This is a genomic window from Clostridium ihumii AP5 (assembly GCF_000612845.1).
GTDB classification, from domain to species: domain Bacteria; phylum Bacillota; class Clostridia; order Clostridiales; family Clostridiaceae; genus Clostridium_J; species Clostridium_J ihumii.
In genome coordinates this window covers 56,404-79,046 of sequence record NZ_CCAT010000012.1, presented here as the reverse complement: position 1 = coordinate 79,046, position 22,643 = coordinate 56,404, and the positions used below count along the sequence as shown (strand labels likewise).

18 protein-coding genes, 1 riboswitch and 1 other annotated feature are annotated in these 22,643 nt (G+C 26.8%); of the genes, 17 read left to right on the top strand and 1 reads right to left on the bottom strand.

The annotated features are described in order from the left end of the window. Position 1 precedes the first annotated feature (1 nt). From BN346_RS03215 to BN346_RS03195, 5 genes are all read left to right on the top strand, one after another. On the top strand, positions 2-2,065 hold the full coding sequence (locus tag BN346_RS03215) for a cellulose biosynthesis cyclic di-GMP-binding regulatory protein BcsB (RefSeq protein WP_034439299.1): 2,064 nt from the start codon (positions 2-4) through the stop codon (positions 2,063-2,065). Between the two features lie 359 nt (positions 2,066-2,424). Beyond that, positions 2,425-3,429 (top strand): glycoside hydrolase family 113, encoded by a 1,005-nt coding sequence (locus BN346_RS03210; RefSeq protein WP_074432669.1) that lies wholly within the window; start codon positions 2,425-2,427, stop codon positions 3,427-3,429. A 280-nt stretch (positions 3,430-3,709) separates the two neighbouring features. Beyond that, a complete protein-coding gene (locus BN346_RS03205) occupies positions 3,710-4,294 on the top strand; it encodes an ATP/GTP-binding protein (RefSeq protein WP_034439295.1) in 585 nt (194 codons plus the stop codon). A 395-nt stretch (positions 4,295-4,689) separates the two neighbouring features. Continuing rightward, the gene (locus BN346_RS03200; RefSeq protein WP_034439294.1) at positions 4,690-6,285 is read left to right on the top strand and encodes a peptide chain release factor 3; all 1,596 of its coding nucleotides are present in this window, start codon (positions 4,690-4,692) and stop codon (positions 6,283-6,285) included. Positions 6,286-6,464: 179 nt separating this feature from the next. Continuing rightward, positions 6,465-6,995 (top strand): ECF transporter S component, encoded by a 531-nt coding sequence (locus BN346_RS03195; protein ID WP_034439291.1) that lies wholly within the window; start codon positions 6,465-6,467, stop codon positions 6,993-6,995. Positions 6,996-7,146: 151 nt separating this feature from the next. Here BN346_RS03195 and BN346_RS03190 read toward each other — a convergent pair whose 3' ends face one another. Next, positions 7,147-7,308, bottom strand: coding sequence for a zinc-ribbon domain-containing protein (locus BN346_RS03190; protein WP_034439289.1), 162 nt, complete (start codon positions 7,306-7,308; stop codon positions 7,147-7,149). A 343-nt stretch (positions 7,309-7,651) separates the two neighbouring features. On the opposite strand from BN346_RS03190, the gene BN346_RS03185 reads away from it, so the two are divergent. From BN346_RS03185 to BN346_RS03130, 12 genes are all read left to right on the top strand, one after another. Beyond that, complete coding sequence (locus tag BN346_RS03185; protein WP_034439287.1) at positions 7,652-8,800, top strand: AlbA family DNA-binding domain-containing protein; 1,149 nt, start codon at positions 7,652-7,654, stop codon at positions 8,798-8,800. A gap of 110 nt (positions 8,801-8,910) precedes the next feature. After that, on the top strand, positions 8,911-9,315 hold the full coding sequence (locus BN346_RS03180) for a hypothetical protein (protein ID WP_034439284.1): 405 nt from the start codon (positions 8,911-8,913) through the stop codon (positions 9,313-9,315). 60 nt (positions 9,316-9,375) lie between these two features. Continuing rightward, positions 9,376-9,611, top strand: a binding site (T-box leader). Between the two features lie 120 nt (positions 9,612-9,731). Next, a complete protein-coding gene (gene tyrS / locus BN346_RS03175; RefSeq protein ID WP_034439281.1) occupies positions 9,732-10,958 on the top strand; it encodes a tyrosine--tRNA ligase in 1,227 nt (408 codons plus the stop codon). 161 nt (positions 10,959-11,119) lie between these two features. After that, a riboswitch (TPP riboswitch) is annotated at positions 11,120-11,227 on the top strand. Between the two features lie 527 nt (positions 11,228-11,754). Then, positions 11,755-11,949 carry a sulfur carrier protein ThiS gene (thiS, locus tag BN346_RS03170; protein WP_034439279.1) on the top strand — a complete coding sequence of 65 codons (195 nt, stop codon included), beginning with the start codon at positions 11,755-11,757 and terminating at the stop codon, positions 11,947-11,949. After that, on the top strand, positions 11,950-12,753 hold the full coding sequence (gene thiF, locus BN346_RS03165) for a sulfur carrier protein ThiS adenylyltransferase ThiF (RefSeq protein ID WP_034439276.1): 804 nt from the start codon (positions 11,950-11,952) through the stop codon (positions 12,751-12,753). Between the two features lie 32 nt (positions 12,754-12,785). Then, the gene (locus BN346_RS03160) at positions 12,786-13,556 is read left to right on the top strand and encodes a thiazole synthase (RefSeq protein ID WP_034439273.1); all 771 of its coding nucleotides are present in this window, start codon (positions 12,786-12,788) and stop codon (positions 13,554-13,556) included. A 1-nt stretch (position 13,557) separates the two neighbouring features. Then, positions 13,558-14,664: a 2-iminoacetate synthase ThiH gene (gene thiH, locus BN346_RS03155; protein ID WP_034439272.1), complete on the top strand. Its 1,107-nt coding sequence runs from the start codon at positions 13,558-13,560 to the stop codon at positions 14,662-14,664. A gap of 1 nt (position 14,665) precedes the next feature. Then, the gene (locus tag BN346_RS03150; protein WP_034439270.1) at positions 14,666-15,271 is read left to right on the top strand and encodes a thiamine phosphate synthase; all 606 of its coding nucleotides are present in this window, start codon (positions 14,666-14,668) and stop codon (positions 15,269-15,271) included. Between the two features lie 173 nt (positions 15,272-15,444). Beyond that, on the top strand, positions 15,445-16,935 hold the full coding sequence (locus BN346_RS03145; RefSeq protein ID WP_034439269.1) for a hypothetical protein: 1,491 nt from the start codon (positions 15,445-15,447) through the stop codon (positions 16,933-16,935). 83 nt (positions 16,936-17,018) lie between these two features. Beyond that, the gene (locus tag BN346_RS03140) at positions 17,019-17,282 is read left to right on the top strand and encodes an EscU/YscU/HrcU family type III secretion system export apparatus switch protein (RefSeq protein WP_034439266.1); all 264 of its coding nucleotides are present in this window, start codon (positions 17,019-17,021) and stop codon (positions 17,280-17,282) included. Positions 17,283-17,291: 9 nt separating this feature from the next. Further along, positions 17,292-17,990 (top strand): metallophosphoesterase, encoded by a 699-nt coding sequence (locus tag BN346_RS03135; RefSeq protein ID WP_034439263.1) that lies wholly within the window; start codon positions 17,292-17,294, stop codon positions 17,988-17,990. Positions 17,991-18,357: 367 nt separating this feature from the next. After that, positions 18,358-22,638: a 2-hydroxyacyl-CoA dehydratase gene (locus tag BN346_RS03130; RefSeq protein WP_034439260.1), complete on the top strand. Its 4,281-nt coding sequence runs from the start codon at positions 18,358-18,360 to the stop codon at positions 22,636-22,638. Positions 22,639-22,643: the final 5 nt, after the last annotated feature.

The window sequence follows — 22,643 nt, the reverse complement described above, 5'->3', positions numbered from 1 at the left end:
TGTGAAAAAATTTTTAGCAGCCTTTATTATTTTAATAATTATGTTTACTAATATAACTTTAGCATCTAATTATGATGAAAAAATATTAGGAAAAAATTTTACATTTGGAGAAGATACAGAATGCAATGGTGTAATGGCAAGTAAAAGTATATTTTTTAAAATAGATAAAATGTGGAAGGTGGAAAATGGATATTTAAATTTAGTATTTACTCAAAGTGATTTAATAAATGAAGATGAATCAACAGTTACGGTGTATTTAAATAATATACCAATACATTCATTTAGACTTGTAGATGCAAATGAAACAGAACAAACTGTAAAAGTATTTTTAGATAAAAAACTTATAAATCAAGGATTTAATGAAATAAGGGTGAAAAGTTATAGACGAATAGGAGAAAAACCTTGTACAGATGATATGAATACTGCTAATTGGATTGTATTTAGTAAAGATTCTTTTGTTCATATAGATTTTAAAGAAATTGAAGATAATGTAGGTTTAAAGGAGTTTCCATATCCGTACATAAAAGAAAGTAATATAGATCAAAAGGTAACTATACTACTTCCAGATGATTTTAGTGATGAAGAACTTACAGCAGCTATGCTTATGTCTAGTTATGTAGGACAACTAAATAAGAACAATAAGTTTAATAATATAGTGAGTAGATATAGTGAATACAATGCTAAAAATAGTGAAAATTTAATATACATTGGGAATGTTAACAAATTACCTGAGGAAATAAAAAACTCATTAAGTGTTGATGAAATAACTAAAATAAGCAATAAAGCAATATTAAAGGAAGTTACATCACCATTTAATTCTAATAAGAGGTTAATTATAGCAACATCTAGTCAAGATAAATTAATAAATAAATGTATAAAATTTATTACAAATGGAAATTTAACAAAACAAGTTATAGGAAATAGTGTATTTATTGATGAAAATATGGATGTAAACAACATTGTAGAAGAACCTAAATATAATGTTTCATTTAAAGATTTAGGGTATGGTGATATAAAATTAGAAGGTCCTTTTACGCAACAAACAAATTATATGGTTAACCTTCAAAAAAGTAGAGTTATTACTAATGGAGCAAAAATTAATTTAAAAGTTAGATACTCTAAAAATTTAGATTTTGAAAAATCTCTTGTAACTATATATGTAAATGATATTCCAATAAAAAGTAAAAAGTTAACATTAGAAAATGCAGATGAAGATTTTTTACAAGCAGAAATTCCTGATGAGATAAGAGGATATAGTAATTATAATATTAAAGTAAAATTCAATTTAGAAATGAAAGATTTATATTGTAGCTTTTCTGAAAAGGATACACCGTGGGCATATATATTGGATGAAAGTAATATATACCTTCCATATCAAGATAGAGAAGATATTTTATTTGATACATATTCATATCCATTTATAAAAGAGGGTGTATTTAACAATGTATCAGTGATTGTACCTAATGAAATGAATAATGTTTACTTAGATTTACTATCAAAACTGATATCAAATATTGGAAAAGAGTTAGAGAAAAACTCTGGAGAATTTGAAATTGTACGAAGAAAAAATTTTAAAAATGATTCTACAAAAAATTTAATTGTTTTAGGTACTCCAGATAATAATACATTGATAAAAGAGTATAATGATAAATTACACATAAAATTTAATAATGATTTTAATACTTTTCAATCAAATGATAAAGAACAAATATTAGATGAATATGGCAAGAATTTAGCAACTATTCAATTGCTAAAAAATATTAATGATAATAAAAATAGTGCTATGATTATAACAGGAACAAATGAAAATATAATATACAATATAGTAAATTCATTTATAAAAGTAGAAGACAAAGGACAATTAACTGGTGATGTTTTTTTGTTGGATATAGATGGAAATGTAAAAATGGATAAATATGAAAAAGACATAAAAGAAAATGAAACAAATAAAGTGGAAAAACATATGTCTAGTAATGTGAAAATCTTTATTGCATTTATTGTGATAATAATAATTATGTTAGGAACGGTATCATTATTTATGATTAAAAAATATAGAAAAAAATAGATTAAAACTTAAAATTAAAATTCTCAACTGAGACATGAATAACTTAAAGTATTGTACAAAAATTAACAATTAACGATGAACAATTAATAATGAAGGATAAAACTGAAAGCTCAGTTTTTTAAAATAGATTTTTAAAATAATTTGTAGAACAAATTAATTAACCATCATTGTTAATCGTTAACTGTTAATTGTTAATTGGTTCCAAGCATAATAATAGTAATAAACTGTAAGATTAGTAATATCATTTGATAAATCTATTATTTTAAATTTGAACTTGGAACCCTATATAAGAGGTGATAAAAATTAAAAACAAATACAAATTTTTAATTTTAATTATAGTTGTTTTAACCACTAGTATAATGTGTATAAAATTTCAAAAAAAAGATTTAAAAAGTGGTGTAAGTATTGAAAATACAAAAATTAAAAGTGGAAATTTAGCGGTAGACTATACTATAGAACAGACATTAGAGGATATAGAAAAGTTGGGACTGAATACAGTTAATGTACCAATACAAGTTGATATAGAAAATTTAAAATCTGATAAGTTCAGCATAAACCAAGAAAGCAAAAACAAAGCTATAAATTTAATAAAAAAATTAAAAAGAAAAAATATAAACATAATTTTAGAAGCTTATCCTTGGATAAATAATGGTGAAGATTACGAAACAGAATGGCAACCAGAAAATATAGATATTTTCTTTGAAAATTGGAAAAGTGTATTAAGTGAGATTGTAAATGATGTAGGTAACCATTTTAGTGTGTTTGCTGTTAATGTGGCATCTAATTTTGTTTTTATAGAAAAGTATGAAGATAAGTGGTGTGATGTTGTTGATTATGTAAGGAAAGAATTTGATGGATTTATAACATATAGAACTAGTTGGTGGTATACGGCTAAATGGGATTTGAGTACTTATGAAAAATATAATGAAAAAATTAATAATTTAGTATTTGGGAAAGTAGATTTTATAAGTGTATCAGCCTATTTTGAATTAAGTGATAAAAACATAAATACAAAAGATGACATAGTGGAAGATTTATTGAATACTAAAATACATAATAGAGAACAAAATGTAAAACAAGAATTATGCGATCTTCATAAAAAGTGGAATAAGCCAATATTTTTTGGTGAATTAGGTTTTCCAAGGTTAGATGGAGCATTGAAGGAACCATGGAATGTATTAGTTAGTAATATTCCTAATAATAGAGAACAAAGTGTAGGATTTGAAGCATACAAGGAAGTTTTTGAAAATGAAGATTGGAATATGGGGTTTTCAGTTTTTGCTATAGGCAATAGAGAAGGTGATAAACTTTATTATCCATCAATTGAAAGTGTCAGAATAATAAAGAGTTGGTATGAAGAATAAAAATTTTTTTAATTAATTCATAAAATCATGTATTTTATACAAAGAAATACATGATTTTTTATTAATAATAAATTTTGAAGGTAAAAGTTGAAGTATAAGTACTGATACTTCAATAAATTCAATCATATAGTTAAAAGTAAATATAAAGTATAAAAAAGTTATTTTAAATTGCTAAAGAAAGCAAAAAGTGTAAATTCATTTTTATGACGCAATTTGTTGAAATATAAAGTAATGTTTGTTATAATGAAATGTACAATTTAAATAAATGGAGGGTCATGGAATGACTACTAGAATAGCAATTTTAGGTGGTCCGAGATGTGGAAAAACTACACTTATGCAACATTTGTATGTAGAAATGAAAATCTTGGGTATAAATGTAGGGTGCGCAGCAGAATACAGTACAGACTACTTAAGAGAAAAAGGCATGATAGAAACTATTGCAGAACAATATGGAATATATTTAGGACAGGCAAAGTTAGAAGAAGAACTGGAAGAGTATGAATATGCTATAACAGATTATGCGACTTTTGTTCCATATATATATGCTAGATTTATGTTAGGTGATAAAAAGCGCACTGTAAAAGAAATGGAAATATTAAAAGATTTATATGGCTTAGCAATTAGAGATATAGCTAAGTATGATTACATATTTTATGTAGGTAGAGAATTCGGATATGAAAAAGATGGGGTAAGATGGCAAGATGAGGAAATGGCTAAAAAAGTTGATGAAGCTATAAAAAATTTCCTAGACAATGAGTCAGTGCCATATATAGAATTAACAGGATGCACTAAAGATAGAGCAAAAAATATTTTAAATATCATAGGTATGGATTCTACAGCTAATAGAGAAATAGCATCAGAATAGTGTATTGTGATTTTACATGGGGCGCCAAAGAGTAGCCCCTAATTTTTTTGCTAATAATAAGATATAATGCATATAATAACATTTAGATATAAATATATGACAGAATTTAATGTTAAAAATTTGATTAAGAAGAATATAAATTTTTTTAATATAAATTTAAAATTTTAATAAGAAACATGTGCAAGTTAAGATATAATCTTGTTTACCTAAAGTTAACATGATATTATAAAGAGTAGGCTCAAGATAAATTATGTTATTAGAGAATTATAGAAAGGTTGTAGTTAATTTTTTATAATAGTAATTAGACTATTTCTAATTAAACTAAAAAATAATTATTCTATAATTCTAAGTTTATAAAAATCAATAAAAATAATTTAATAAAGGAGAGATTGTTTTTGAGTGAATATATAAATGAGATAAAGAAAAGAAGAACCTTTGCTATAATTTCTCACCCAGATGCTGGTAAGACAACATTAACTGAAAAGTTGCTTTTATACGGAGGAGCTATAAGAATGGCTGGATCTGTAAAAGCAAGAAAAGCATCTAAGCATGCTGTTTCTGACTGGATGGAAATAGAAAAGAAAAGAGGAATATCTGTTACATCGTCAGTAATGCAATTTGGATATAATGGATTTTGTATAAACATATTGGACACTCCAGGACACCAAGACTTTAGTGAAGATACATATAGAACACTTATGGCTGCAGATAGTGCGGTAATGGTATTAGATGGAGCGAAAGGTGTAGAGGATCAAACAAGAAAATTATTCCATGTTTGTAGTATGAGAGAAATACCTATTTTTACATTTGTAAATAAGATGGATAGAGAAACAAGAGATCCATTTGAATTAATGGAAGAATTAGAAAATGAATTAGGAATAAAATCTTATCCAATAAACTGGCCAATAGGTTCAGGTATGCATTTTAAAGGTGTATATGATAGAGAGAAGGAAGAAATAGAATTATTTGATGATGGAGACCATGGTCAAAGAGAAGTTACAACTACAAGAATTTCTATAAAAGATGAAGAAAAAATTATAGAAGAAATAGGCGAAGATTTATACGAAAAATTATTAGAAGATATAGAGCTATTAGACATAGCTGGAGATAAATTTGATTATGAAAAAGTTAAAAAAGGTGAATTAAGTCCAGTGTTCTTTGGTAGTGCATTAACTAATTTTGGTGTAGAACCATTTTTAGAACATTTCTTAGCTTTGACTACATCACCACTTGGAAGAGAGTCAGATAAAGGATTAATTGATCCATTTAGCGAAGACTTTTCAGCGTTCGTATTTAAGATACAGGCAAATATGAATAAGGCTCATAGAGATAGAATTGCATTTATGAGAATTTGTTCAGGAAAATTCGAAAAAGGTATGGATGTATTTCATATGCAAGGAAATTCAAAAATGAAACTTGCACAGCCTCAACAATTTTTAGCTCAAGACAGAGAAATAATTGAAGATGCATATGCAGGAGATATTATTGGTGTATTTGATCCAGGTATATTTAGTATAGGAGATACTATTTGTACACCAAAAAATAAATTTAAATTTGAAGGTATACCAAGTTTTGCACCAGAACATTTTGCGAGAGTTAGAACAGTTGATACTATGAAAAGAAAGCAATTTATAAAAGGTGTGACACAAATTGCGCAAGAAGGTGCTATTCAAGTATTTAAAGAATTGCACATAGGTATAGAACAATTAATAGTTGGAGTTGTAGGTGTACTTCAGTTTGAAGTTCTAGAATTTAGATTAAAAAATGAATATAATGTAGATATAAAATTAGAAATGTTACCATATAGAAATATAAGATGGATAGAAAGTTCTGAAACAAAAGCAGAAGAATTAAGCTTAACTAGTGATACTAAAGTTGTTAAAGACTTAAAAGATAGAGATTTATTAATATTCCAAAATGATTGGGGTATTAGTTGGGCATTAGAACATAATAAAGGATTAGTTCTATCAGGTATAGCTAAAAACAATTAATATATAGTGATTTAAAGTAGAGAAATTTTACTTTAAATCACTATTTTTTGTACTACTAAATATATTATTTGAAATAAACATTTAGAATTGTATTGTAATAATTGTAATATTGTAGTAATATAATTATGAAATTATATTAAAGATAAAAATTGTAACGATACAATAAGGGGTGTAGATTTATGTTAGATAATGTACAAAATAAAGCAGCTAACAAAACAAGTGTTCTTTCTCTTGTTCAAGTAGCATTGATGGCGGCTATAGTATATGTAGCTACGGCTGTGATTCATGTTCCATCAGCTTTTGGGCAAGGTGTTCTTCATTTAGGTGATAGTGCTGTATTTATAGCGGCAATATTATTAGGTAAAAAGAAGGGCGCTACAGCTGCTGCTATTGGTATGTGTTTATTTGATTTATTATCAGGATATGGTGCTTGGGCTCCATTTACATTTGTAATAAAAGGAGCTATGGGATATATAGCTGCTATGATAGCCTATAGGGGTGAGTGTGAAGGTAAGAAGTTTTTAAATAATTTCTTTGCATTTCTTATAGCGGGAATAGTTATGATAATAGGATATTTTTTTGCTGGATGGATATTATATGACTTCCCTAATGCAGTTGGATCAATATTTAATAATGTGCTTCAGGTAGCACTAGGAATGTTAATAGCATTGCCACTATCAGAACTTTTAAAGAAAAGAATAAAGCTATAAATATTTTAATAGTGTGAGCGGAGGTTTTAGCCTCCGTATTTTTTATTTTATAAAAAGAAGTAGGGATATTATTTAAAGTAATAAGTAAATTGAGTATAGAAAAAATAAAAAAAGAGAGCTTAAATTAGCTCTCTTGTAACTTTCAAATTAATTATCTATTGAAGTTGTTTCTAGCATTTTTTCTAGCTTTTCTGCACTCAGGGCATCTTACTGGATCATTTTCAAATCCTTTTTCTTTGTAAAAAGCTTGCTCTCCTTCAGTAAATATAAATTCTTTTCCACAATCTTTGCAAACGATAGTTTTATCTGCCATTTTATTTACCTCCTTTAAATCTAAGGACTAATTAAACATGGATTATCTTACTTTCCTCTTCATTAAAGGAGTTAATTTGGATAAAAGCCTTGTTCTAATTAATCTTTTTAAAACTAGAGAATATAAAAATCTCTTTACTTTTATTATAACATAATTTGGGTATTATACAATATTGTATAATAAAATTAACGGATAATTCATTGAAATTTTAATAATTATATAATTTCAAATATAAACTTATATTTAACAATATAAATTTGAGTAAAATAAATTAAGTTGTTAAATACAATAGTAATAAGAGACAATATTAAAATTTTATTATTTAGTTGAGGGAATGAGCAAGATGGATAATAAAAAAGTAAAAACTCTACTAAAAAAAGAAGAAGGGACTAAGTTAGATTTTAAAAGGAAAATTGATATATATACGGAAAGTGGTAAAAAAGAATTAGCAAAAGACGTTTGTGCTATTGCTAATTCTAGAGGTGGAAGAGGATATATAATTATAGGTGTTGAAGACAAAAGTAAAGAAATTGTAGGTATAGATGATGAAAGACTAACAGAAGAAAAGGTTCAACAAATAGTAAGTTCTAGATGTGAGCCACCTATACCAGTTTCTTTAGAATTTATTAATTATAAAAATAAAAAGGTTGGAATAATAACCATATATACATCTGATCAAAGTCCATATCAAATTAGAGAAAATGGGTCTTTTTATATAAGAAGAGGCTCAACAACAGATACCATGAGACGTGATGAAATTATAACTATGTTTAGTAACTCTTTAAGTTTAACTATAGAATCTATACCTATAATGAAGAGCTCAATTATAGCATTAGATATACCTATGATAGATATGTATTTTCAAAAAAAAGGATTTGAAATAGATGATGAAAATAGAGAAGAACTTATGGAGAATGCAGGTATAGTATATTTGGATAAAGAAAGTGGAAAAAAAGTTTTGACGTTAGGGAGTGCTTTGATTTTTACAAAGTTTACATCTATTTATTTACCACATAATATGATAAAAATAATAAATAAAGTATCCAATAAGAGAGAAAATACAATAGTAATTAGTGGAAATATATTATATATGTTAGATGAAGCAGAAGCTGTTATAAAAGAAATTTTGCCAGAGATTTATCCTATAGAAGCAGTTATCGAAGCAATTAATAATGCTATTATGTATAGAGATTATAGTATGTACAATAAATTTATTGAAGTTATTATAGGGTATAAAAGTATTGTAATAATTAGTCCAGGATGTTTACTAAAAACAATAGGAGGAAATAAAGAAAATTACATTAGAAGAAACATGTGGATATATGAAAAGATAATAACTATAGATGAAAAGAAAAGATTTTTAAAGAAGTTTTCTGGATTTACAATAATAAAGAAAAAATTTAAAAGAAAAGGAGAAATACATTTCATAAATGATGAAGAAAGAAATATATTCAAAGTAGTTTTACCGGGTGTTAAAAATTTTAATAAATAAACCATTGTTAAAAAATTCTGAATATTATATAATTAATATAATTTAATAGTAATGGAAAATATTCCATAAGGCACAATGAAATCAAAAAAATAAGTTTGGGGGCGTGGAAAATGATAAATATATTCTGTAACGAAAAAGGTTCAGGTAAAACAAAAGCTCTAGTTGACTTAGCAAATGAGAAGGCTTTAAAAGCAAAAGGAAATCTAGTTTATGTAGACGATGATAAAAAAATGCTTTTTCAGCTAAACAAAAATATACGATTTATATGTGCAGAAGATTTTAAACTTAGAAATTCAAAAGAAATAGAAGGATTTTTATGTGGAATAATTTCACAGGATTATGATGTAGAGTATGTAATGATAGATGGTATAATAAAAAACATGAAAAATGAAGAGATGGTAGAATTATTTAATAAAATAGAATACTTAGTTAATAATCACAGTATTGACTTTTATATAAATATAAGTGCAAAATGCAATGAACTTCCTGAAAAAATAAAAAAATATGTAGTATAAGCAAAAAACTACTTGTATTTATCACTAATTAATAGTATTATAGATTATAAATTCAATAAAATAAAGGCTATGAAGGAAAGAAGTATCTATAAAACTTATAAAGAGAGCTGATGGGTGGTGCAAATCAGTTAAGAATTTTAGAGAAATACATTCTGGAGCTTTAAGCTGAAATTATAATTATTAGAGTAGGCTGAAACGTAAATCTGACGTTATAAGATTAAAGTGGACTTTTATAATAAATATATTTAGTATTAAAAGTCAATTTGGGTGGTACCACGGAAAGTTTCGTCCCTAGTTTTTAACTAGGGACTTTTTTATATAGTTTTTTATATAAAAGTTCATAAGAATAATTAAGAAAAAAATAAGCAAATAAAATAATTTGGCATATAAGCCTTACAAAAGTGGAGGAGAATTTTATGACTACAAATGTATATGATGTTCTAAAAGAACGTGGATTTTTAAAACAATTAACTCATGAAGATGAAATAAGAGAAATATTAGGAAAAGAAAAGGTAACTTTTTATATAGGGTTTGATCCAACAGCAGAGAGTTTACATGTTGGACACTTTATAGCTATGATGTTTATGGCACATATGCAACAAGCAGGACATAGACCAATAGCTTTAGTTGGTGGTGGAACTGCAATGATAGGAGATCCATCAGGAAGAACTGACATGAGAAAAATGCTTACTAAAGAAGATATAGATAGAAATGTAGCTGGAATAAAAGCTCAATTATCAAGATTAATTGATTTTAGTGAAGGAAAAGCAATACTTGAAAATAATGCAAATTGGCTATTTGACTTAAATTATGTAGAGTTTATAAGAGATATAGGTATTCACTTCTCAGTAAATAAAATGCTTACAGCAGAATGCTTTAAACAAAGAATGGAAAAAGGATTATCATTCTTAGAATTTAACTACATGTTAATGCAAGGATATGATTTCTTAGTTTTAAATCAAAAATATAACTGCACAATGGAACTTGGTGGAGATGATCAATGGTCTAATATATTAGCAGGTATGGATCTTATAAGAAGAAAAGAATCAAAATCTGCATATGGAATGACTTGTGCATTATTAACAAATAGTGAAGGTAAGAAAATGGGAAAAACTGCAAATGGAGCATTATGGTTAGATCCAAACAAAGTGTCACCATTTGATTTCTTCCAATATTGGAGAAATATAGATGATGCAGATGTTGAGAAATGCTTATCATTATTAACATTCTTACCAATGGATGAAGTAAGAAGACTTGGTGCATTAGAGGGTGCTGAAATAAATAAAGCAAAAACTATTTTAGCTTATGAAGTTACAAAACTTATTCACGGAGAAGAATCAGCAAATAAAGCGAAAGAAGCAGCAGAAGCTTTATTTAGTGGCGGAGTTGATATGTCAAATGTTCCAACTGTAACAATAACAAAAGATATGGAAAATGCTAAAATATTAGATATATTAGTGGAAACAAAAATAGTGCCATCTAAAGCAGAGGGAAGAAGACTTATACAACAAGGTGGATTAACTATAAATGAAACTAAAATAGAAGATGTAAATGCAGAATTTGAAAACTCATTTATAAATGAAGAAGGATACTCATTAATAAAAAGAGGTAAGAAAAAATTCTATAAGTTAGAAATTCAATAAGAATTATATATTTAATTAGCTATTTCAAAGAAACTTAGTGTTGATTTGAAATAGCTTTTATATTTATGTTGAATAATTCTGAATAATTATATTTACTTTTTAAAAATAAGGTATATAATAAAGATAGAAATGAATATTTAGTAAATTTTATAAAAAAATGTTCATAGTGCTAGGGGTGCCCAGTGGCTGAGAGGAATATATAATCATATATTCTAACCCTTGAACCTGACATGGATAATACCAGCGTAGGGAAGCAAAAGTTCAGTTAAAATTAATACTTTTAAGTAAGAATTTTCTGATTATTAAGCTCGCTTACGTAGTGAGCTTTTTTTATTGCATAAAAATGAAATTATTCAAATATTAAATGAGAATGGTAGTGTTACAAGAAAAAAGTTTTTCAATTGATAAATTTGTTATTTAAAATTTGAACTTGGAATCCTATATAGGAATACAAGTTTAAACTTTAAGTTATTCATGATTCAGTTGAGAATTCTAATTAATTTAATTGAAAATTGAAAATGAATGTAAAAATTGGACTTCCAATTTTAAAGAATGATTTTTTATTAAATTTGCAGAGCAAATTAGTTGAAAACAATATAAAAACGTAGTTTTTAAGCATTTCTATTTTAAATATTAGGAATGAAATGAGTAATATTAACCATAACTGTCAATTGTCAATTTTCAATTGTCAACTGATTTCAAATATAAATATACCAATAAACTGTAAGATTACTAGTATCCTTTGATAAAGCTATTAATTTAAATTTGAATTTGCAACCCTATAGGAGGTGAGAAAATGAAAGTTAATGGTAAAGTTTATGAATTTAAAGATGAAATTACAATTTCAAAGCTTCTAGAACATTTAAATCTAAAACAAGATTTAGTAGTTGTTGAATTAAATTTTAAAATAGTGCCTAAAGAAGAGTACAAAGCAATAATTTTAAATGATGATGATAATTTAGAAATAGTGTCTTTTGTTGGAGGTGGCTAAATGAAAATATTTTTAAATGAAGAATATTTAAATTGTGAACCTTGTACTATAAGTGAGATTATAAAAAAATATACAATTGATTGCGATTTAAAAATTGCAAATGGATTTGTTGTAAGTGATGATTATAAAATTAAAGAAAATGATAAGATTGTCCTTATAAAAAAGGGAATAATGCCTAGTTTGAATGAACTTGAACATCTTATGATGTCTAGACATAGTCCAGAAGTATTTGAAAAGCTTAAAAATGGTAAAGTTGGAATAATAGGACTTGGGGGATTAGGTTCTAATATAGCAATTTCACTAGTTAGAATGGGTGTAGGACAATTAAAATTATTAGATTATGATGTGGTTGAGCCAAGTAATCTAAATAGACAACAGTACTATTTTAAACAAATAGGAAAACTCAAAACTGAGGCTATGAAGGAAATTTTAGAAAATATAAATCCTTTTACGAAAATTAAAATCATTAATGAATATTTAGAAAAAGGAAGAATACAGGATATTTTTAGTGATGTAAACATTTTAATAGAAGCTGTTGATAATCCGGAAACTAAAGCAATGATTGTAAATGAAGGATTAAGCACAATGAAAAATATAAAAATAATAAGTTCATCAGGTATGGCAGGGTACTATTCTAGCAACAGTATAATTACAAAAAAAATTAATTCACGATTTTATGTATGTGGTGATCTAGAAAATGAAGCAAAATTAGGATGTGGTCTTATGGCTCCTAGAGTTAGCATATGTGCAAATCATCAAGCCAATATGGCTGTAAGACTTCTTCTAGGAATAGATGAAGTATAAAAATATAATGTATAGATGGGGGAATAAAAAAGATGGAAATATTTTTATTAGGAGATATGGAATTTAATTCAAGACTTATTATAGGAACAGGAAAGTATAGTAGCAACAAAATAATGCCAGATATAATAAAAGCTGCAGAACCAGCAATGGTTACATTAGCATTAAGAAGAGTAGATTTAGATAACAAAGAGGAAAATGTTTTAGAATATATAGATAAAAGTATAACATTGCTTCCAAATACTTCAGGAGCAAGAAATGCAGAAGAAGCTGTTAGAATAGCAAGAATATCTAGGGCTATGGGTTGTGGTGATTTTATAAAGCTTGAAATTATACCAGATACAAAGTATTTAATGCCAGATAATTTTGAAAATATAAAGGCAACAGAAATATTAGCAAAAGAAGGTTTTAAGGTTATGCCATATATGAGTCCAGATTTAATTGCAGCTAAAAGAATGGCTGAGGCTGGAGCTGTTGCAATAATGCCATTAGGTGCACCAATAGGATCTAATAGAGGAATTAAAACAAAGGAATTAATAAGAATAATGATAGAGGAATTAAATGTTCCAGTTATAGTTGACGCCGGTATAGGAAGACCATCAGAGGCAGCAGAGGCAATGGAGATGGGAGCAGCAGCAGTTATGTTAAATACTGCAATAGCATCATCTAAAAATCCAATAGAAATGGCCAGAGCATTTAAACTTGCAGTAGAAGCAGGAAGAATTGCTTATGAAGCAAAACTAGGAACAGTTGATGTTAAAGCAAATGCATCATCTCCATTAACAGGATTTTTAGGAGAATGTTAAAATGAGTGTATTAGAAAAAATAAGAAGATATGAAGATTTCAATTATGAAAAGTTTTTTAATGAATTAAGTGATGAGGATATAATAAGAAGCATAAATAAGGAAAGTTTAAATGAAATAGATTTATTAACACTATTAAGTCCTAGAGCAGAAAAATTCTTAGAGGTAATGGCTCAGAAATCTAATAGTATTACTAAAAAACATTTTGGAAATACAATACTTTTATATACTCCAATTTACATAGCAAATCACTGTGTAAATAAATGTGCTTATTGTAGTTTTAATATAGAGAATGATATAAAAAGAAGAAAATTAAATTTAGATGAAATAGATAGGGAAGGAAAAGCTGTAAGTGAAAAAGGATTTAAGCATATTATTCTTTTAACAGGTGAGGATCCTGTAACCACTCCTGTAGAATATATAAAAGATGCTGTTAAAGTACTAAAAAAATATTTTACCTCTATAACTATAGAAATATATCCATTAAAGGAAGATGAATATAAGTATTTAGTTGAAAATGGTGTAGATAGTTTAACTGTATATCAAGAAGTATATAATAAAGAAAAATATAAAAAAGTGCATTTAAAGGGACCAAAAAGAAATTATGAGTTTAGATTAAATTCTCCAGAAAGTGGTTGTAAAGCTGGGATGAGAAGTGTAAATATTGGAGCTTTATTAGGCTTATATAATTGGAGGGAGGAGGCATTTATGACAGGAGTTCATGGAAAATATCTACAAGATAAATATCCATATGTAGATGTATCTTTTTCGTTCCCAAGAATAAGACCACATGCAGGAGTGTTTAATGATTTAGTAGATGTAAGTGATAAAAATATAGTACAAGCTATTTTAGCATTTAGATTAATGTTTAGAAGTTCTCATATAAACATATCAACTAGGGAATCAAAAGAATTTAGAGAGAATCTATTACCTTTAGGGGTAACTAAAATGTCAGCTTCAAGTTCTACAGAAGTAGGAAGTCACATAGATGAAAATAGTGCAAGCACAGCACAATTTGAGATTTCAGATGATAGAGATGAAATTGAAGTAAAAAAGGATTTATTAGAAAGAGGATATCAACCAATATTTAAAGATTGGATAGATTTCTAAAATGATATATTTAATTACCAATAGGAATCTTTGTGAAGGAGATAAATACCTAGAAATAGTAAAGAAATCTATTGAGTATGGAATTGATAGGATAATACTGAGAGAGAAAGATTTAGATGATAAAAGTTTATATAGTATAGGAAAAAAGATAAAAGGTTACATGGATGGTTCGAAGTGTAAGTTAATAGTTAATAGCAATTTTATGGTTGCAAAAGAACTGAATGCATATGGCACTCAACTAAGTTATAGTACATTTAAAGATAGTATGGAGATTATACCTAAGAGTATAAGGACTATTGGAGTGTCAATACATTCAATAGAAGAGGCTATAAATGCTGAAAAATTAGGTGCAAGTTACTTGTTGTGTAGCAACATTTATGAAACTGAATGTAAAATGGGTTTACAAGGAAAAGGAACAGAATTTATAAGAAACTTGAAGTGTGAAGTAAATATACCTATTGTGGCGCTAGGCGGAATAAATTTAGACAATGTACAAGATGTTTGGAACGCTAAAGCAGATGGCGTAGCAGTAATGTCTTTAATTATGAAAACAAAAGATAAAAGGGAAATAAAAAATATTGTAAATAAGTTAAAAAATACAAGATGAGATTAAATAAAGCAAAGGTGTCAAAAATCCTTTGTTTTATTTTTTTATGAAAAAATATAAAATTAATACGATAATATAAATTATAAAGATATAAATTTATTTAATGATTTAAAGGTTGAAGACGTTATAATATAAAGAATTACACAAAAAATAATTTTAGGGGAGTGAGATGTATGAATACTTCAGATATATCTAGAATTCAAATATTGCAAAATCAAGATACAAGAGAATCTTTCAATAAGATGACCTTTAGAAAAGGGGAATCAGTAACTGCTAGAATACTAAACATAAATAAAGGTAGCGATGAGGTAATTGTAAGATTATTGGATGGAAGACAATTTCCAGCTAGAATAGATAATAGTATTGAAGGTAGTCTTGTAGATAATCAGCTTTTAAAGTTTGTAGTTAGTGATATAAAAGATGGAAAATTAATTTTAATGCTTAAAAATGACAGTGAAAATTCAGGAAAAGGAGAACTTCCAACTTCACAAAAAGATGTATTACTTCAAATAGCAAAGAATTTAGGTTTAAATGTTAGTAAAGGTGATGAAAGTATAATAAAAGAAATGCTTGATTTTAATATTGCATTGACTCAAGAAAATATTGATGAGGTTAAAAATTTATTAGAGTTTAAAGAGAGAATAAACACTAATCCGAAAGAAGAACAAAAATTTATTGATAAGTATTTGAGTGCCAAAAACATACCTCTAGATAGTGAACAAGGTAATAAAATAGAAAACACCTTAAAAAAATTTTTTTCAGAATTAAAAACTATGGATTCAAAAACAATTTTTATGCTCAAAGAAGAGAATATACCCTTAACTAAGGAGAATATTGAGAGTTTTAGCAAACTAAATAATGGAGAGACAAACATATTTAAGGATGTTAAAGATATTGAAAGTTTAATTAAAAAATTAGATGTAAATAATAAAGAAATTAACAGTGAAAATAGTGTCAATAAATTAGAACAAAATAATAAGGCAAAGGAAAATGTTCAAATAGAAGGTAATGAAAAAAAAGCACAAAATCAAGAAGTAAAAACAGAAGAGAATATTAATACTAAAGAAATTTTAAAAGAAAATGGAAAAGAAATAAAAGATAAATTTAAAGCACCACTTGATGAAGTAGTTAAAAATCAAATCAAAGAAAAGACAACAAATTTAAAAGAGAGTATACAAACATTAATAAAAGCTAGTAAGGAAAATCCAGAAACATTTGCAAAAGCAATGCAATTTATGGAAGGTAAAATGCAAGATTTTAAGATGTTTAATACACTTAGTAATGACTATTATTTTTTAAATGTACCAATGAACATTGAAAAACAAGAGTATGATTGCAAATTAGTTATAAAGGATGAGAGAGGAAAAGGAAAGAAATTAGACTCTACAAATATGAAAATTGCAACTAGTATAACAACTATAAATATGGGAGTGGTTGATGCTTATGTATCTGTAAATAATTATTATATAGATATAAATATAGAATCTAATAAAGAGTTTATGGACATCATAGAATTATACAAAGATGATTTAATAAAAGATTTAAATCTAAATTCATATTCTTTTAATGTACAAGTAAATGAAAAAATGGAAGAGTTTAATATGAGTAATTGCAGAGAGTTTTTTAATGATAAAAATTTAGGGATGTTAGACGTAATGGTTTAAAATATAAATTTATAGTATAATAAAATATATTACGTGCAATTTTAGAAAATATAATAAATATAAATATAGTAGGATGTGGTGACATGAAGGAAAAGAAAAAAGCTGCCGCATTACAATATGATTTTGGAAGTACAGCACCTAAAGTTACAGCAGTAGGTATGGGACATGTAGCAGATAAGATATTGGAAAATGCAGAAGAGGCTAATGTACCTATAGTAGAAAACAAAGAACTTGCAAATCTTTTAACAAATGTAGATGTTGGAGAAGAAATACCAACAGAGCTGTATGATGTAGTAGCTAAAATAATTGCATATGTAATGGATGTTGATAATAGAATTAAAAAGTAGGTGAAAATATTGGCATTATATGCTATATCAGATTTACATTTAGCTTTCAATAGTGAAAAACCTATGGATATATTTGGAGACAATTGGGCTAATCATGATGAGAAGATAAAAGAAAATTGGATGAAACTTATAAATGAAAATGATACTGTATTAATAGCTGGAGATATTTCTTGGTCAATGAAAGTTGAAGAAGGTAAGAATGATTTAGATTTTATTAATTCACTTCCAGGTAAAAAAATATTAGTTAGAGGAAATCATGATTATTGGTGGACTAGTATAACGAAGTTAAATGCAATGTATGAAGATATGCATTTTATACAGAATAATTACTTTGTATATGAAGATTATGCTATATGTGGTAGTAGAGGATGGATTACACCAAAGAGTTCAAAGTTTACAACTCATGATAAAAAAATATATGATAGAGAATTAATTAGATTAAGACTTTCCTTAGAAAGTGCAAAAAAGGATGGATATAGCAAAATAATAGTTATGTTACATTATCCACCAGTTAATGATAGTGAAGAGGAAAATGAAATTATAGAAATTATTGAAGAATTTAATGTTGAAAAAGTAATATATGGACATATTCATGGAGCAGGGTTACCATGGGCTTTTGAAGGTTGTAAAAATGATGTTGAGTATGTATTAACATCTTGTGATCATATAGATTTTAAACCTAAATTAATATTAGATAATGAAAAATAAGTTTATACAATGATAAAACTTTTAAAAATATAGTAATAATTATTATGTTTTTAAAAGTTTATTTTATTGCATGTAAATTGAAACTTTTTAAATTTATGGTTCTTTATAATTTAAGAAAAATGCTATAATATAGAAGTAGAAAATATAATAATTAAAATTAAGTAAGAGTTTAAAATTTTTAGTTCTCTATAGTTAATATAAGAAGTATAATATATAAATCAAATAAAAAGATGCAATATTAAAAAAATTAAGTTTAACAATTAGTAAATAATAATTAAATGAAAAACTTGTTTAAATATAATGGTATTTTAATAAACAATGTGTAATTAATTTAAAAAGTTTATATTTATTTGGGGAGTGAAGAGAAATGGCAGAATTAGTTCATTTAGGACTAGATGTTGGTTCTACGACGGTTAAGTTAGTAGCGTTAAATATAAATGGGAAAATAATTTATAGTAAATATATGAGACATTACTCTAATATAAAAGAAAGTATATATAATCTATTATTAGATGGATTATATAATTTAGACGACAAACTATTCACTATAATGATGACAGGATCTGGGGGACTCACAATTTCTAAGTGGTTAAATATAGGATTTACACAAGAAGTTGTTGCTTGTAGGAAAGCAGTTGAGGAGTTGATTACTGAAACAGATGTAGCAATAGAATTAGGTGGAGAAGATGCAAAAATAACTTATTTTACTGGTGGGGTAGAGCAAAGGATGAATGGAACTTGTGCTGGAGGTACAGGTGCTTTTATAGATCAAATGGCAGCTTTATTAGAAACTGATGGAAATGGGTTAAATGAATTAGCAAAAAATTATAAAGTTATATACCCTATAGCAGCAAGATGCGGGGTATTTGCTAAAAGTGATATTCAACCCTTGTTAAATGAAGGTGCAAGAAAAGAAGATATTGCTGTATCAATTTTTCAATCAGTAGTAAATCAAACAATAAGTGGTCTTGCATGTGGAAGACCGATAAGAGGAAAAGTAGCATTTTTAGGTGGTCCATTATATTATTTATCAGAATTAAGAAAAAGGTTCATAGAAACATTGAAAATTAAAGAGGAAGATGTTATATTTCCAAATAATTCTCAAATTTTTGTTGCAATAGGAGCAGCACTATGTTCTAAATATGAAGAAAAATTAACACCTGAAAAGTTAACAGAGAAAATTAATAGTATAAAAAAATATGAGAATAATGAAATAAATAGGTTAAAACCTCTTTTCAAAAATGAGGAAGAATTAAAGGAATTTAAGAAAAGACATAATAGCAACTCTGTTAAAAGAAGCAATTTAGAAGAATACAAAGGAGGTACATACTTAGGATTAGATGCAGGATCAACAACTACAAAAGCAGTTTTAATAAATGAAGAAGGAGAAATTTTATATTCACATTATGGTAGTAATAATGGGAACCCTATAAAACAAATAAGAAAAATTTTAAATGAAATTTATAATATTATAGATAATGATATAACTATAAAAGGTAGTACTGTTACGGGGTATGGAGAAGGATTAATAAAGAAAGCATTTAAAGTTGATTATGGAGAAGTTGAAACAATTGCACATCAAAAAGCTGCTATGTTTTTTGAACCAAATGTAGACTTTATTTTAGACATAGGTGGTCAAGATATGAAGTGCATAACCATAAGTAATAAAGTTATAAATGAGATTAAATTAAATGAAGCATGTTCATCTGGATGTGGTTCTTTTATTGAATCTTTTAGCAAGTCGTTGGAACTACCTATAGATGATTTTATAAAAGAAGCGATAAATAGCAAAAGTCCTGTAGATTTAGGATCAAGATGTACTGTTTTTATGAATTCAAGGGTTAAAGAAGCGCAAAAAGAAGGAAGTTCAGTTGGGGATATAGCAGCAGGACTTTGTTATTCCGTTATTAAAAATGCACTTCATAAAGTTATAAGAATAAGAAATCCTAAGGAAATGGGAGAAAAAATATTAGTTCAAGGCGGAACTTTTTATAATGATGCTATATTACGAGCTTTTGAATTAATATCACAAAGAGAAGTTATAAGACCAGATATAGCAGGACTTATGGGGGCATTTGGAGCTGCGTTAATAGCAAAGGAAAGAGGTAGTGGAAAAGAAAAAAGTAGTTTAATTTCACAAAAAGAGTTAAATGAATTTAATGTAACTACTAACCTAAGAAGATGTGGAGGATGCAGTAACAATTGTCTTTTAACAATTAATAAATTTTCAAGTGGAGAAAGTTTTATCTCAGGAAATAGATGTGAAAAAGGTGAAGGTGGATTAAAAGAAGAAAAAGGACTACCAAATTTATTTCAATATAAATATGATAGAATATTTGACTATAAACCATTAGAAGATAATGAGGCTTATAGAGGGATAGTTGGAATTCCTAGAGTTTTAAATATGTATGAAAATTATCCATTTTGGCATACATTCTTTACAACACTGGGATTTAAAGTAGAACTATCAAATAGATCTTCAAAGGAAATTTATCAATTAGGTATGGAAACAATACCATCAGAGTCAGCTTGTTATCCAGCTAAAATGGCTCATGGGCATATTATTGATTTAATAGATAAGAAAGTAGACTTTATATTTTATCCTTGTGTTTTTTATGAGCATAAAGAACAAAAAGAAGCTAACAATCAATTTAATTGTCCTATGGTAATTTCATATCCAGAAGTAATAAAAAATAATGTAGATAGATTAATAGAAGGTAATATAAAATTTTTAAATCCATTTATTGCTTTTAAGGATATTAAAAAGTTAAAAGAGGGATTATTTAAATCTTTAAGTAGCTTTGATATACCTTTCAAAGAAATAAGTAATGCTGTAAATTTAGCATGGAGTGAAGATGAAAAATTTAAAGAAGATATAAGAAAAAAAGGTGAAGAAGCCTTAAAATATATAAAAGATTATAATAAAAAAGGAATTGTATTGTGTGGAAGACCATATCATATTGATCCAGAAATCAATCATGGAATTGATAAGCTTATATCGGGATATGGAATTGTAGTTCTTACAGAAGATTCAATTGCTCATTTAGGACAAGTTGAAAGACCTTTAAGAGTTGTAGATCAATGGATGTACCATTCAAGACTATATGCAGCAGCATCTTTTGTAAGCAATGAATCTAAAATTGAATTAGTCCAATTGAATTCTTTTGGCTGTGGATTAGATGCAGTTACTACTGATCAAGTTCAGGAAATATTAAAAAATAATGATAAAATATATACAAGTATAAAAATAGATGAAGTTAATAATTTAGGAGCAGTTCGTATAAGAATTAGATCATTAAAAGCTGCAATGGAAGAGCGAGAATTAAAGTCAATAGGCTGTTGTAAAAAAACAAAAGTAAAATCTAGACCTATATTTACGAAAGAAATGAGGAAAAGACATACACTTATTGCACCACAAATGTCACCAATGCATTTTGAATTATTACAGGTAGCTTTAAGTTCAAGTGGATATAACTTAGAAGTTCTTCCAGCGGTGGATGAAAGAGCTGTAGATGAAGGATTAAAATATGTAAATAATGATGCTTGTTATCCATCTATAATAGTTATAGGTCAAATAATAAATGCATTGAAATCAGGAAAGTATGATATAAACAATACATCAGTAGTAATTACTCAAACTGGAGGGGGATGTAGAGCTACAAATTATATAGGCTTTTTAAGAAAGGCATTAAAAGATTGTGGAATGGAAAATATACCAGTTATATCATTAAATGCTTGTGGACTTGAGAAAAATCCAGGATTTAAATACTCACTAAAAATGGCGAAAAAAGCAGTGATTGCCCTTATATATGGAGATCTGTTTATGAGATGTACTTTAAAAGTAAGACCTTATGAAAAAATAAAAGGAAGTACAAATGAATTATACAAAATGTGGAATAAAAAAATTAAAAAGCAAATAAAAGAGTATGATTTAAATGGATTAAAAGAAAATATAAAAAATGTTATAAAAGATTTTGATATGTTAGAGATAAATAATTATGATAAGCCTAAGGTTGGATTAGTAGGTGAAATTTTAGTAAAGTTTCATCCAACAGCCAATAATAGGGTAATAGAAATAGTAGAAAATGAAGGTGCTGAAGCAGTAATGCCAGACTTAACAGATTTTTTCTTGTATTGTGCATATAACTCTAAAATCAAATATCAAAATTTAATTGGAAATAAACTAAATGATATTTCAGGACAGGTTGTTATAAGCTTTATTGAATATTATAGAAAGATAATGAAGGAAGAGTTAAATAAGAGCAATAGATTTACAGCACCTAAAGACATTGAATATTTGGGAAAACTTGCAAGCAAAGTTTTATCACTTTGTAATCAAACAGGTGAAGGATGGTTTTTAACTGCTGAAATGCTGGAACTTATAGAGAGCGGAGTAAATAATATAATATGCATGCAACCATTTGCTTGCTTACCTAATCATGTTACTGGAAAAGGAATGATAAAAGCTATAAAAAGAAAATACGAGAGTAGTAATATAATTCCAATAGATTATGATCCTGGTGCAAGTGAAGCCAATCAAATTAATAGGATAAAACTGATGTTATCAGTGGCAAAAAGAAATATGAATAACATAGAAAAAATAACATTAGATGAGGTTGCTGCTAATTTAAATGAAACAAAAAGTTAAGGCTA

Coding starts and splice junctions, on each gene's coding strand:
- BN346_RS03150 (WP_034439270.1), top strand. CDS start 14,666: ATGATATATTTAATTACCAATAGGAATCTTTGTGAAGGAGATAAATAC.
- BN346_RS03195 (WP_034439291.1), top strand. CDS start 6,465: ATGTTAGATAATGTACAAAATAAAGCAGCTAACAAAACAAGTGTTCTT.
- BN346_RS03160 (WP_034439273.1), top strand. CDS start 12,786: ATGGAAATATTTTTATTAGGAGATATGGAATTTAATTCAAGACTTATT.
- BN346_RS03185 (WP_034439287.1), top strand. CDS start 7,652: ATGGATAATAAAAAAGTAAAAACTCTACTAAAAAAAGAAGAAGGGACT.
- thiF (WP_034439276.1), top strand. CDS start 11,950: ATGAAAATATTTTTAAATGAAGAATATTTAAATTGTGAACCTTGTACT.
- BN346_RS03180 (WP_034439284.1), top strand. CDS start 8,911: ATGATAAATATATTCTGTAACGAAAAAGGTTCAGGTAAAACAAAAGCT.
- thiS (WP_034439279.1), top strand. CDS start 11,755: ATGAAAGTTAATGGTAAAGTTTATGAATTTAAAGATGAAATTACAATT.
- BN346_RS03210 (WP_074432669.1), top strand. CDS start 2,425: ATGTGTATAAAATTTCAAAAAAAAGATTTAAAAAGTGGTGTAAGTATT.
- BN346_RS03130 (WP_034439260.1), top strand. CDS start 18,358: ATGGCAGAATTAGTTCATTTAGGACTAGATGTTGGTTCTACGACGGTT.
- thiH (WP_034439272.1), top strand. CDS start 13,558: ATGAGTGTATTAGAAAAAATAAGAAGATATGAAGATTTCAATTATGAA.
- BN346_RS03190 (WP_034439289.1), bottom strand. CDS start 7,308: ATGGCAGATAAAACTATCGTTTGCAAAGATTGTGGAAAAGAATTTATA.
- BN346_RS03145 (WP_034439269.1), top strand. CDS start 15,445: ATGAATACTTCAGATATATCTAGAATTCAAATATTGCAAAATCAAGAT.
- BN346_RS03140 (WP_034439266.1), top strand. CDS start 17,019: ATGAAGGAAAAGAAAAAAGCTGCCGCATTACAATATGATTTTGGAAGT.
- BN346_RS03205 (WP_034439295.1), top strand. CDS start 3,710: ATGACTACTAGAATAGCAATTTTAGGTGGTCCGAGATGTGGAAAAACT.
- tyrS (WP_034439281.1), top strand. CDS start 9,732: ATGACTACAAATGTATATGATGTTCTAAAAGAACGTGGATTTTTAAAA.